The 12,612-nt window shown below is 62.1% G+C and carries 10 protein-coding genes; 5 read left to right on the forward strand and 5 right to left on the reverse strand.

Annotation, left to right across the window (positions count from 1 at the left end; all coding sequences use genetic code 11):
• Positions 1-57 precede the first annotated feature (57 nt).
• Both prfB and lysS read left to right on the forward strand, forming a co-directional pair.
• Positions 58-1,156, forward strand: a protein-coding gene (gene prfB, locus PG897_RS10540) for a peptide chain release factor 2 (protein ID WP_099358782.1) whose coding sequence is annotated in 2 segments (ribosomal slippage) — positions 58-132 and positions 134-1,156 — 1,098 coding nt in all. Because the reading frame shifts where the segments join, the coding sequence is not laid out codon by codon here.
• A gap of 24 nt (positions 1,157-1,180) precedes the next feature.
• Positions 1,181-2,716: a lysine--tRNA ligase gene (gene lysS / locus PG897_RS10545; RefSeq protein WP_043170311.1), complete on the forward strand. Its 1,536-nt coding sequence runs from the start codon at positions 1,181-1,183 to the stop codon at positions 2,714-2,716.
• 133 nt (positions 2,717-2,849) lie between these two features.
• Here lysS and PG897_RS10550 read toward each other — a convergent pair whose 3' ends face one another.
• Positions 2,850-3,656, reverse strand: coding sequence for a PhzF family phenazine biosynthesis protein (locus tag PG897_RS10550; RefSeq protein ID WP_043170313.1), 807 nt, complete (start codon positions 3,654-3,656; stop codon positions 2,850-2,852).
• Positions 3,657-3,854: 198 nt separating this feature from the next.
• Between PG897_RS10550 and PG897_RS10555 the strand changes: the two genes are divergently transcribed.
• The 3 genes from PG897_RS10555 to PG897_RS10565 are packed head-to-tail and all read left to right on the forward strand — an operon-like array spanning position 3,855 to position 8,153.
• Positions 3,855-5,645, forward strand: coding sequence for an assimilatory sulfite reductase (NADPH) flavoprotein subunit (locus PG897_RS10555; protein WP_043170314.1), 1,791 nt, complete (start codon positions 3,855-3,857; stop codon positions 5,643-5,645).
• Complete coding sequence (cysI, locus tag PG897_RS10560) at positions 5,645-7,357, forward strand: assimilatory sulfite reductase (NADPH) hemoprotein subunit (protein WP_043170316.1); 1,713 nt, start codon at positions 5,645-5,647, stop codon at positions 7,355-7,357. The genes PG897_RS10555 and cysI overlap by 1 nt, the downstream gene beginning before the upstream one ends.
• Positions 7,347-8,153, forward strand: a complete 807-nt coding sequence (locus PG897_RS10565) for a phosphoadenylyl-sulfate reductase (protein ID WP_043170318.1) — start codon at positions 7,347-7,349, stop codon at positions 8,151-8,153. Before cysI ends, PG897_RS10565 begins: the two co-directional genes overlap by 11 nt.
• 91 nt (positions 8,154-8,244) lie before the next feature.
• On the opposite strand, the gene proX is transcribed toward PG897_RS10565, so the two are convergent.
• From proX to folA, 4 genes are all read right to left on the reverse strand, one after another.
• Positions 8,245-9,246, reverse strand: coding sequence for a glycine betaine/L-proline ABC transporter substrate-binding protein ProX (gene proX, locus PG897_RS10570; protein WP_201882015.1), 1,002 nt, complete (start codon positions 9,244-9,246; stop codon positions 8,245-8,247).
• Complete coding sequence (proW, locus tag PG897_RS10575) at positions 9,243-10,397, reverse strand: glycine betaine/L-proline ABC transporter permease ProW (protein ID WP_065016749.1); 1,155 nt, start codon at positions 10,395-10,397, stop codon at positions 9,243-9,245. The genes proX and proW overlap by 4 nt, the downstream gene beginning before the upstream one ends.
• The gene (gene proV, locus PG897_RS10580; protein WP_201882017.1) at positions 10,394-11,590 is read right to left on the reverse strand and encodes a glycine betaine/L-proline ABC transporter ATP-binding protein ProV; all 1,197 of its coding nucleotides are present in this window, start codon (positions 11,588-11,590) and stop codon (positions 10,394-10,396) included. Before proV ends, proW begins: the two co-directional genes overlap by 4 nt.
• 514 nt (positions 11,591-12,104) lie before the next feature.
• Positions 12,105-12,599: a type 3 dihydrofolate reductase gene (folA, locus tag PG897_RS10585; protein ID WP_017784135.1), complete on the reverse strand. Its 495-nt coding sequence runs from the start codon at positions 12,597-12,599 to the stop codon at positions 12,105-12,107.
• Positions 12,600-12,612: the final 13 nt, after the last annotated feature.

Consider the following 12,612-nt stretch of genomic DNA (forward strand, 5'->3'; position numbering starts at 1 on the left):
CCACAATTGGCTAGAATATCCCGTTTTTAAATCACATCGACCCCGAGAGTTTTCACGATGTTTGAAGTCAATCCTGTATTAAACAAGCTTAAGGAGCTGTCTGAGAGGACCGAGCTGCTTAGGGGGTACCTTTGACTATGACGCCAAGAAAGAGCGTCTGGAAGAGGTCAACGCCGAGCTGGAACAGCCGGATGTATGGAATGAACCCGAGCGCGCACAGGCGCTGGGCAAAGAGCGCGTAGCGCTGGAAAACGTAGTCGGCACCATCGACACCCTGACCCAGGGGGCTGACGACGTGGCCATGCTGGTCGAGCTGGCCGTGGAAGGCGAAGACGAAGATACCTTCAACGAAGCCGTGGCCGAAGCCGACGTGCTGGAGTCCAAGCTGGTGGACCTCGAGTTCCGCCGCATGTTCTCCGGTCAGCACGATCCTTCCGACTGCTACATCGACATCCAGTCCGGCTCCGGCGGTACCGAGGCCCAGGACTGGGCCAACATGGTGCTGCGCATGTACCTGCGCTGGGGCGATGCCCACGGCTACAAGCCCGAGCTCATCGAATGCTCCGAAGGCGACGTGGCCGGCATCAAGTCCGCCACCATCAAGTTCACCGGTGAGTACGCCTTCGGCTGGCTGCGCACCGAGACCGGCGTGCACCGTCTGGTGCGCAAATCACCGTTCGATTCCGGTGGTCGTCGCCACACCTCGTTCTGCTCCGTGTTCGTCTACCCCGAGATCGACGATGACATCGACATCGAGATCAACCCGGCCGACCTGCGCATCGACGTCTACCGTGCCTCCGGCGCCGGTGGTCAGCACGTCAACCGGACCGAATCCGCGGTACGTATTACCCACATTCCCACTGGGGTCGTGGTACAGTGCCAGAACGATCGTTCCCAGCACAAAAACAAAGATCAGTGTATGAAGCAGCTGAAGGCCAAGCTCTACGAGCTGGAAATTCAGAAGCAGAATGCCGAGAAGCAAGCCCTCGAAGAGACCAAGTCCGACATCGGCTGGGGCAGCCAGATCCGTTCCTATGTGCTGGATGATGCGCGCATCAAGGATCTACGTACCGGCGTCGAAACCCGCAATACCCAGGCGGTACTCGACGGCGATCTGGACAAGTTTATCGAAGCTAGCCTGAAGTCAGGCCTGTAAAAAAACAGAACAGCAGGAATCACCATGTCTGAACAAACCACCACTCCGGAAGTCGACCAAACTCTCGAACTGAACAACGAGATGCAGGAGCGTCGTTCCAAGCTGGCCGCCTTGCGCGCCCAGGGCAACCCCTTCCCCAACGACTTCCGTCGTGACCACCTCTCCGGCGATCTGCACGCCGAGTTTGGCGACAAGAGCGCCGACGAGCTGGCCGCACTGGGTAAACGGGTGAAGATTGCCGGTCGCATCATGACCCGCCGGATCATGGGCAAGGCGTCTTTCGCCACCCTGCAGGACATGGCAGGCAAGATCCAGGTCTACGTCACCCGTGACGACCTGCCGGAAGGCTTCTACAACGAGCAGTTCAAGAAGTGGGATCTGGGCGACATCGTGGGTGTCGAAGGTACCCTGTTCCGCACCAACACAGGCGAACTCTCCGTTCACGTCTCCGACATTCGCCTGCTGACCAAGGCCCTGCGCCCGCTGCCCGAGAAGCACAAAGGTCTGACCGACCAGGAAGCCCGCTGCCGTCAGCGTTACCTGGATCTGATCGCCAACGAAGAGTCCCGCAAGACCTTCGTGACCCGTACCAAGGTCGTGGCCGGTATCCGCAAGTTCCTGAACGACAAGCGCTTCATGGAAGTGGAAACCCCCATGATGCAGGTCATCCCGGGTGGCGCCTCTGCCCGTCCGTTCATCACCCACCACAATGCGCTGGACATCGACATGTACCTGCGTATCGCTCCGGAACTCTATCTGAAGCGTCTGGTGGTCGGTGGCTTCGAGCGTGTCTACGAGATCAACCGCAACTTCCGTAACGAAGGTATCTCCGTTCGCCATAACCCCGAGTTCACCATGCTCGAGTTCTATATGGCCTACGCCGACTACATCGATCTGATGGATCTCACCGAAGAGATGCTGCGCACCCTGGCGCAAGACATCCTGGGCGACACCAAGATCCGTTACGCCAAAGAGGGCGAAGAGGGCCTGACCATCGATTTCGGTCAGCCGTTCCAGCGCCTCTCCATGGTTGACTCCATCCTGAAGTACAACCCGGATGTGACCCGTAACGATCTGGCGACCCTGGAGAAGGCCACCGCCGTCGCCAAGCGCCTGCACATCGAGCTGATGAAGAGCTGGGAGCTGGGCCACGTGATCACCGCGATCTTCGAAGAGACCGTGGAACACATGCTGCTGCAACCGACCTTCATCACCGAGTACCCGGCCGCCGTCTCTCCGCTGGCCCGTCGCAACGACCAGAACCCGGACGTCACCGACCGCTTCGAATTCTTCATCGGCGGCCGCGAGCTGGCCAACGGCTTCTCCGAGCTGAACGATGCGGAAGATCAGGCCGAGCGCTTCCAGGCTCAGGTTGACCAGAAAGCCGCCGGCGATGACGAAGCTATGTTCTACGACGCCGACTTCGTGACCGCGCTGGAACACGGTCTGCCGCCGACTGCCGGTCAGGGTATCGGTATCGACCGTCTGGTGATGCTGTTCACCAACAGCCACACCATCCGCGACGTCATTCTGTTCCCGGCTCTGCGTCCACAAAAGTAAGCGCCGCAGGCATAAGGCCGTAGCAGCGCTGCTGCCGTCCATGACAATCAAAACGCCCCGCCACTGCGGGGCGTTTTTTTATGGCGGGCACAAACCGGTGTGGCGAACACTCAATCCGCCGCCAGTCTGGCACTTATGAGGCTGGCGGCAACAGCCACGCCCCCTGCCACAGGGTGACGGCCTGACCCGCCATCAGCACCCGATCTCCCTGCAGTTCTAGCCGCAGCTCCCCGCCCCTGGCCGAGATCTGGCGGGCCCGCAATTGCTGTTTGCCGAGCCGTTCGGCCCAGAAGGGCACCAGAGCGCAGTGGTTGGAGCCGGTCACCGGATCCTCGTCTACCCCGACCCAGGGGGCGAAGTAGCGGGAGACGAAGTCATGGTCCGGATCACGCGAGGGCGCCGTCACCATCAGGCCGCGACCGGGCAGCGCGCGCAGGGCCTGAAAATCTGGGCTGAGCGCGCGGACCTCCTCCTCGCTGGCGAGCTCCAGCAAGAACTTGGCGCCGGCCGCCAGAATTTGCAACGGCTGGCAACCGACCGCCGCCGCATAGGCGGGATCCAGAACGAGCGGCGCCGGGGCAATGCGCGGGAAATCGAGCCAGATCCACTCCCCTTCGCGCCGGGCCAGCAGCTCGCCGCTGCGGGTCTCGAAGCCAATGACCTCATCCTCAGCCACCGCCCCCGTCTGCCACAACACATGGGCCGCCGCCAGGGTGCCGTGACCGCAGAGATCCACTTCCAGCTCGGGGGTGAACCAGCGCAGCTGGTAGCGGGCCCGGCCCAAAGGCACCAGAAAGGCGGTCTCCGACTGGTTGAACTCGGCCGCCATGGCCAGCAGGGTGGCATCCGGCTGGCTCGGCCCCAGCGCCACCACCGCCGGGTTGCCGCCAAAGGGGTTCCTGCTGAAGGCATTGACATGAAACAAGCTGATGATCGACATTCACGCTTCCTGTGTGGGTAATACGGGCTCATTCATCGCCTTTTATACCATGAGAACCCTGTCGACCTGAGTCGCCTTGCGACCCTCTCCATCGCCTTTTTAATGCAGTAATAGAATAAAAAAGACATTTTTATTCTTTGTTGTTATCCATCACACCCCTTAACCTGACCAAAAATCAGACCATGGAAGACGTGTGTGATGCAATTGAAGGACTCCCTGACCAACCTGACTCCCCTCTCTGACGAGCAGCAGCGACAGCTGAGCCAGGCGCTATCGACCCTCAATACCCAGCAACTGGCCTGGGTGAGCGGTTATCTCTACGGTCTCTCCCAGGCGGGCAGCCAGCCTGCCGTGACCGGGGCAGCCGCCGCCGCCCCCAGCGGCAATCTGACCATTCTCTACGGCTCCCAGACCGGCAACGCCAAAGGCGTGGCCAGCGCCATCAAGGCGCAGGCCGAAGCCCGTGGCCTGCCGGTAACCCTCACATCTATGGCGGACTACAAACCCAAGCAGCTCAAGAAAGAGACCCATCTGCTGGTGGTAGTGAGCACTTACGGGGAGGGTGAACCGCCGGAGAGCGCGGTCGATCTGTACGAGCAGCTCAAGAAGGGCAAGGTTGGCAAGCTGGAAGGGCTCAAGTTCGCCGTGCTGGGGCTGGGTGACAGCTCCTATGAGTTCTTCTGCCAGACCGGCAAGGACTTTGACAGCCTGCTGACCAAGGCCGGCGCCGATCGGGTGCATGAACTCGCCAGCCTGGACGTGGATTATCAGGATGCCGCCAAGGCATGGGGCGAACAGGCGCTCAACGCCATCGCCGCCACCCTCTCTGCCGGCCCCGCCGGCAGCAGCGTAGCCAGCGCGGTCCAACAGGCGGTCGGCCACAGCCAGTACAGCAAGGAGAACCCCTTCCCGGCCAGACTCTCGGTCAACCAGAAGATCACCGGCCGCGACTCGACCAAGGATATCCGCCATATCGAGATCAGCCTCGAAGAGTCCGGCATCCGCTACCAGCCGGGCGATGCCCTCGGCATCTGGTTTGACAACGATGCCGACCTGGTCGGTGAGGTCTTGGCGCTGGCTGATCTTTCCGGCGACGAGGCCACCGCCCGCGGCAGCCTGCGCGAGGTGCTCAGCCGCGAGCTGGAGCTGACTCGCTTGCACGGCGGCTTTATCACCGGCTTGGCAGAGATCTCGGACAACGCGGCGCTCAAGGATCTGGCCGGTGACAAGGCCCAGGTCAACGCCCTGGTGGCCAGCGCCCAGGTAGTGGATGTGCTCAAGCGCTTCCCGACCGCGCTCACAGCCGAACAGCTGCTGGGCCTGCTGCGCCCGCTCACTCCGCGCCTCTACTCCATCGCTTCCAGCCAGAGCGAGGTGGAGGAAGAGGTGCACCTGACCGTCGGCGTGGTGCGCTACCCGCAGGAAGACGGCACAGTGCGCAGCGGCGCCGCCTCCTCCTACCTGGCGGACCGTCTGCCAGAAGATGCCGAGGTGCGGGTATTCGTGGAGCACAACGACAACTTCCGCCTGCCGCAAAACCCCGACACCCCCGTCATCATGGTGGGCCCTGGCACCGGCATCGCCCCCTTCCGGGCCTTCTTGCAGGAGCGGGAAGCGCAAGGGGCCGACGGCAAGAACTGGCTCTTCTTCGGCAATCCACACTTTACCCAGGATTTCCTCTATCAAGTGGAGTGGCAGCGTTATGTGAAGTCGGGCCTGCTGTCGAAGATCTCCCTGGCCTTCAGCCGGGATCAGGCCAACAAGATTTATGTGCAGGACCGCCTGCGCGAGGCAGGGCTCGAGCTCTACCAGTGGCTGGAAGCAGGCGCTCACTTCTATGTGTGCGGCGACGCCAATCATATGGCCAAAGATGTGCAGGAAGCCCTGCTGGATGTGATTGCCGAACATGGCCAGAAGAGCCGTGAGGAAGCAGAAGAGTATCTGAGCGAATTGCGTCGTGCCAAACGTTATCAAAGGGATGTCTATTGATGAGCAAACAAGTTATTCCAGGACCGGTGGAAGGACCGCTGGCCGACAACGAACGTCTGAAACGCGAGAGCAACTTTCTGCGCGGCACCATAGAGCAGGATCTCAAGGACCCGCTCACTGGCGGCTTCAACGGCGACAACTTCCAGCTGATCCGCTTTCACGGCATGTATCAGCAGGATGACCGCGACATTCGCCCCGAGCGCGCCGCCCAGAAGCTGGAGCCCCTGCACAACGTCATGCTGCGTGCCCGCCTGCCCGGCGGCATCATCACCCCGGCCCAGTGGCTGGTGATCGACAAGTTCGCCGAGGAACACAGCCTGTACGGCAGCATCCGCCTGACTACCCGCCAGACCTTCCAGTTCCACGGGGTACTGAAGCGCGACATCAAGCTGATGCACCAGACCCTCAACAGCACCGGCATCGATTCCATCGCCACCGCCGGCGACGTGAACCGCAACGTGCTGTGCACCAGCAACCCGGTGGAGTCCGAGCTGCATCAGGAGGCCTACGAGTGGGCCAAGAAAATCTCCGAGCACCTGCTGCCCAAGACCCGCGCCTACGTGGAGATCTGGCTGGACGGCGAGAAACTGGGGGGTGACGAGGAGCCGATCCTGGGCTCCAACTACCTGCCGCGCAAATTCAAGACGACCGTGGTGATCCCGCCCCACAACGACGTGGACATCCACGCCAACGATCTCAACTTCGTGGCCATTGCCGAACACGGAAAGCTCGTGGGCTTCAACGTGCTGGTGGGCGGGGGTCTGGCCATGACCCACGGTGACACCACCACTTATCCGCGCAAGGCGAGCGACTTCGGCTTCGTGCCGCTCTCCCACGTGCTGGAGGTGGCGGCCGCCGTGGTCAGCACCCAGCGCGACTGGGGCAACCGGGTCAACCGCAAGAACGCCAAGACCAAGTACACGCTTGAACGGGTGGGGGTCGAGGCCTTCAAGGCCGAGGTAGAGAGTCGTGCCGGTATCCAGTTTGGGCCGGTTCGCCCCTACGAATTTACCAGCCGCGGCGATCGCTTCGGCTGGGTCGAGGGGATCGACGGCAAGCACCACCTGACCCTGTTCATCGAGAACGGCCGCCTGCTGGACTTCCCGGGCAAGCCCCTCAAGACCGGTATGCTGGAGATCGCCAAGGTGCATCAGGGGGACTTCCGCCTGACCGCCAACCAGAACCTCATCATCGCGGGCGTCCCGGCCGGCGAGAAGGCCCGCATCGAGGCGCTGGCGCGCCAGTACGGCCTGCTCGATGACGGCGTGAGCGAGCAGCGCAAGCAGTCCATGGCCTGCGTGGCCCTGCCCACCTGCCCGCTGGCGATGGCCGAGGCCGAGCGTATGCTGCCGGCGTTTGTCACCGACATCGAGGGACTGCTGGCCAAACACGATCTCGCCGATGACGCCATCATCTTCCGGGTCACAGGCTGCCCCAACGGCTGCGGCCGCGCCATGCTGGCGGAGGTGGGTCTGGTGGGCAAGGCACCCGGTCGCTACAACCTGCACCTGGGTGGCAATCTGGAGGGGACCCGCATTCCGCGCCTCTATCAGGAGAACATAACCGAGCCGCAGATCCTGGCCGAGCTGGACGCCCTGATCGGCCGTTGGGCCAAGGATCGCAACCCAGGCGAGTGCTTCGGCGACTTCGTCATTCGCGCCGGGATCATAGCCCCGGTCATCGACTCCGCGAGGGACTTCTATGCAGCCTGATCAGACCGATACAGAGCGGCTGGCGCGCACCGCCGACGGCCGGCTCGACCTCGACGCCCTGCTGGCCTTGAGTCGCGAGGAGCAGGTCGAGGCGCTGGCTCCCATCAACCGGGCGCTGGACGCCATGAGCGCCCCCGAGCGGGTGCGCTGGGCCCTGGCCAACCTGCCGGGGGAGCATGTACTGTCGTCGAGTTTCGGCATCCAGGCGGCGCTGATGCTGCACCTGGTGAGCCGCGAGCGGGCAGACGTGCCGGTGGTGCTGACCGATACCGGTTATCTCTTCCCCGAGACCTACCGTTTCATCGACGAGCTGACCGAGCGTCTCGCCCTCAACCTCAAGATCTACCGGGCCGCGCTCACCCCGGCCTGGCAGGAGGCCCGCTTCGGCCTCCTGTGGGAGCAGGGGGTGGAGGGGATCACCCGCTACAACCAGCTCAACAAGGTGGAGCCGATGGACCGCGCCCTCAACGAGCTGGGCGCCCGCACCTGGTTCTCGGGCCTGCGCCGGGAGCAATCCGGCAGCCGGGGCAAGCTGCCGGTGCTGGCCATCCAGCGCGGTCGCTTCAAGTTCCTGCCGGTGATCGACTGGAGCAACAAGGACGTCTTCTACTACTTCAAGGAGTTCGACCTCCCCTACCACCCCTTGTGGGAGCAGGGTTACCTCTCGGTCGGCGACGTGCACACCACCGCCAAGTGGGAGCCCGGCATGAGCGAGGAGCAGACCCGCTTCTTCGGCCTCAAGCGCGAGTGCGGCCTGCATGAGGAAGGTGGCGAGAGCGACGGCTCCGGCATCTGAGCCAGACGTTCCACCCGCACGGCTCCCATAAAAAACGCCCGGCAACTGCCGGGCGTTTTTCTTTGCGCAAAAAAGCGAGCTACCGCCCTCATTACCTGGCGGCGGCGCGCGCCTGGGTCAGCCAGTCGTTCACCAGCGCCTCATGGCCCTTGAGCCAGGCATCGGCGTGACGCTCCACATCCGCCGGCTTGTTCTGTCCCTTGTTCATCAGGCCGTTCTGCACGTTGATGTCATTGAGCGGCAGCTTGACGATGGAAAAGAGCTTGGCGGCCGCCGGGTTGGCCTCGGCGAACCGCTTGTTGGCGACGATGTGCATGGTGTTGACCGGGAAGCCGTAGTTCTTGCCGTTCGGCAGCCGGGTCTTGGCCGCATCAGGGCCATCGGCAGGCACCTGCAGCCACACCACATCCCGGCCGGGCACCAGCTCGCTGCTGAGCCAGTAGGGAGTCCAAGTGTAGTAGAGCACCGGCTTGCCGCTCTTGAAGCGGGCCTGGGTATCGGCGATCAGCGCCGCATAGTTGCCCTGCTTGTGGGTGACGGTGGGGGTCAGCCCGAACTCGGCCAGATGGCGGTTGATCGCCTCTTCGCAGCCCCAGCCCGGGTTGCAACCGATGAGATCGGCCTTGCCGTCGCCATCGCCGTCAAACAGCGCAGCCAGATTGGGATCCTTGAGCTGTCCCAGGTTGGTGATGCCATAGCGGGTCGCGGTCTGCTTGTCGATGAGATAACCCTGAGCGGCCCCGGCCACATAGGTGCCCTCACGGAAGAACACCTTGTCGCCGCCAGCCTGTTCGTACTTGTTGTTTTGCAGCGGTATCCAGTTGAAGGCCAGAAAAGTGCCATCCCCCTGTGCTACCGAGGCGTAAGCCACGTTGTAGTCCACCTCCTGAGCCGGCAGGACGACATAGCCGAGGCGCGCCATCAGCTTGCTGACCAACAGGGTCTGAAAGCTCTCCTCCGGCAACGAGCTCTGCAGGGGCTGAACGCGCACGCCCTCCCCCGGCAGCTCGGTACTGGCCATGGCGAACGGGCCGAACAGCTGGGCGCTCAGCAGCAGGGAGCCCAGGGTCAGCCTTTTGGTGATCAGTCTCATGCATTTACTCCTTTGTAATCGATTGGCTTGTCGCGACCGAGCAGGCGCAGCAGCAGGGCGGCGGGGCCGCGCTGATACCAGCGTCCGGTCCGGCTGCGATCCGGCTGTCCCATCGCCTGGGTCAGGCGGTCGAGCACGATGGCCAGCAGCACTATGCCGAGGCCGCCGATGGAGGCGAGCCCCATGTCGAGCCGGCCGATGCCGCGCAGCACCATCTGGCCGAGGCCCCCTACCGCGATCATGGAGGCGATCACCACCATGGAGAGCGCCAGCATCAGGGTCTGGTTGACCCCGGCCATGATGGTGGGCATGGCGAGCGGCAACTGCACCTTGAACAACAGCTGGGAGGGGCTGGCACCGAACGAGTGAGCCGCCTCCACCAGATCGGCGGGCACCTGGCGAATGCCCAGCATGGTGAGCCGGATCATCGGCGGCAGCGCAAAGATGACGGTCACCACCACCCCGGGCACGTTGCCGATGCCGAACAGCATCACGATGGGGATGAGGTAGACGAACGCCGGAGTGGTCTGCATGGCATCCAGCAAGGGCCGGGTCCAGCGTGACAGTCGCTCGCTCCGCGCCAGCAGGATGCCGGCCGGCAACCCTAGCAAGACGCAGAAAAAGAGCGAGGTCAGCACCAGCGACAGGGTCACCATGGCATCGGACCAGGCGCCAATAAGCCCCACGATCACCAGCGAGACCAGGGTCCCCAGCGCCATGCGGCCGTTCACCAGCTGCCAGGCGATCAGGGTCAGCAGGCCGATCATCAGGGTGGAGGGCACCGTCTGCAGCAGATGGGTCATGCCGTTCAGGGTCAGCTCCACCGGCGCGCGGATCAGCTGGAACAGCGGTCGCAGGTTCTCCACCAGCCAGCCGATGCCACCCTCGACCCAGCTGTCCAGTGGCACCAGCGCCTGCTGGAAGGGATCCAGCCAGTCGACGGCAGCTGTGGTGTCCACCGTCTCGATCTGGTTCTGCCAGTCGGTGGCGGCGGTGGCGGTATCGCTCCAGGGATCGGCCACCTCGGTGGCACTGGAAGCCGTGGCGCCCCAGGGGTCTGCCGCCACCTCATCGGCACGCAGGGAGGGGCTCGCCAGCAGCACCAGAGCCAGCAGCCCGCTCAGTAAAAAATGGGGATTCATCCGCTTCATGCCGGGGTACTCCTGTCCAGAGTGTTCAGCAGGTTGGCCTTGGAGATGAGGCCCAGATAAGTGCCATCCTCCTCGACCACGGGCACCTGACAGGGGGCGGCCGCCACCTGGCTGATCAGTTCGTTGAGGGCGGTGTCCGCCAGGATGGGCTGGATGTCCGCCAGCAGCGCCTGCTCCAGGCTGCCTTTGGCCCTGACCGCCTGACCGAGCGACTCCACCGAGACGACCCCGATGAAGCGGCGCCGGCGATCCACCACGTAACCGAACTCTCGCTCCTGCTCCTTGAGCTGGCGCAGGGCGTTGCCCGGCCCGTCGGTGGTGTGCTTCTTGATAAGCGGCATCTGCTTGCGGCTGGCCACGTCGCGGGCGCTGAACACATGGGCCAGATCCACCCCACGAAAGAAGGCGCGCACATAGTCGTTGGCGGGCTGGTTGAGGATCTCGTCCGGGGTGCCCACCTGCACCAGCTGACCATCCTGCATGATGGCGATGCGATCGCCGATGCGCATCGCCTCGTCCAGATCGTGGGAGATGAAGACGATGGTGCGCTGCTGGCTGGCCTGCAGCTTGAGCAGCTCGTCCTGCATCTCGGTGCGGATCAGCGGATCCAGCGCCGAAAAAGCCTCGTCCATCAGCAGGATGTCGGGGTCGTTGGCAAGGGCGCGGGCCAGGCCGACCCGCTGCTTCATGCCGCCGGAGAGCGCATCTGGGAAGGCATCGATCCACGGCCCCAACCCCACCTGCTGCAGCGCCTGGCGGGCGCTCTGCTGACGTTCCGCCAGCGGCACCCCGGCCAGCTCCAGCCCGAAGGCGGTGTTTTCCAGCACGCTCAGGTGCGGCATCAGGGCGAAGGACTGGAATACCATGCTGATCTTCTTGCGCCGCACCTGACGCAGCTCGCTGTCGGAGATGGCGGCAATGTCCTCGCCATCGATCAGCACCTGGCCTCGGCTCGGCTCGATCAGCCGGTTGAAGAGACGCACCAGGGTGGATTTGCCCGAGCCGGAGAGGCCCATCACCACGAAGATCTCCCCTTCGTCGATGGCCAGATTGACATCCTGGACCCCCAGGGTCTGCCCGGTTTTTTGCAGTATGCTGGCGCGGTCATGGCCTTTGGCCAGCAATTTGAACGCTTTTTCCGGCTGATCGCCGAAGATTTTGTAGAGTGATTTGACCTCGAGTTTGACTGTCATATTGTCCTTTTTTCTTGGCCGACGGGCTGCCTGGCAAACCATCGAACGTGAGCCAATTACTTTTAACCCTAAGCAATTAACAACAAAAACAAAAGAACCATAAGAGTCTCAACAAAAGGATTAATTTTTAATTTATTGATTTTTAAAGACTATTTTAAGGCATAAAAATGCACTCATGTGTAATGAAACCCTGTCATTCCAACCGAACAAATCAATACAACCCCATCAAAATCAACGACAGATAGGTATGTAACGCGAGAAAAATAGAGCAATAATGGGAGGGGAAAGGAGGGAACATGTCTCTCATTAGCGGGTCAATATATTTAGTTACAACACTAACCATAATATTGTCATTCGCTGCCGCACTGCCACTGTGAAATAGAAGCCTGAGGTGTGGCGGGTCCACACTATGGCACATCGCTATATCTGGGCATTCAATCCCTGTCCCGGACAGCAAAAAGGCCCCTTGTGCAACACAAGGGGCCTTTCATCAACCGGGGAAATCCGCCAGCCGTCAGCGCCGCTGCCAGGTCTCGAAGCGGTAGGGGTAAGCATTACGTTCATCCGCAGGATGAGATTCTTCTTCCAGCAGTTCCCAGTCGGTATGATCCAACACAGGAAAATGGGCATCCCCATCAACTTCAAGTTCAATCTGAGTCAGATAGAGGCGTTCTGCCCTAGGTAGCAGCTGTTCGAAAAGATGCCCGCCGCCAATAACCATAAGTTCTTCCACTGAGTCTTCACGACCTAATAACTCTAATGCAGAACTAACAGAATCAATCACTTCTACACCATCAACCCGGTAATCCGGGTTGCGGCTGATCACCAGATTGCGGCGCCCGGGCAGCGGCCGCCCGATGGATTCAAAGGTCTTGCGACCCATCAACACCGGTTTACCGAGAGTGATCCGCTTGAAGTGGGCCAGATCCGCCGGCATATGCCATGGCATCTGGTTGTCCTTGCCGATCACGCGATCGTGGGCCACGGCGGCAATCATGGAAATCTTCACGGTATCAGCCTCT

It is taken from the genome of Aeromonas sp. QDB20 (assembly GCF_027707805.1).
GTDB lineage: Bacteria > Pseudomonadota > Gammaproteobacteria > Enterobacterales > Aeromonadaceae > Aeromonas > Aeromonas dhakensis.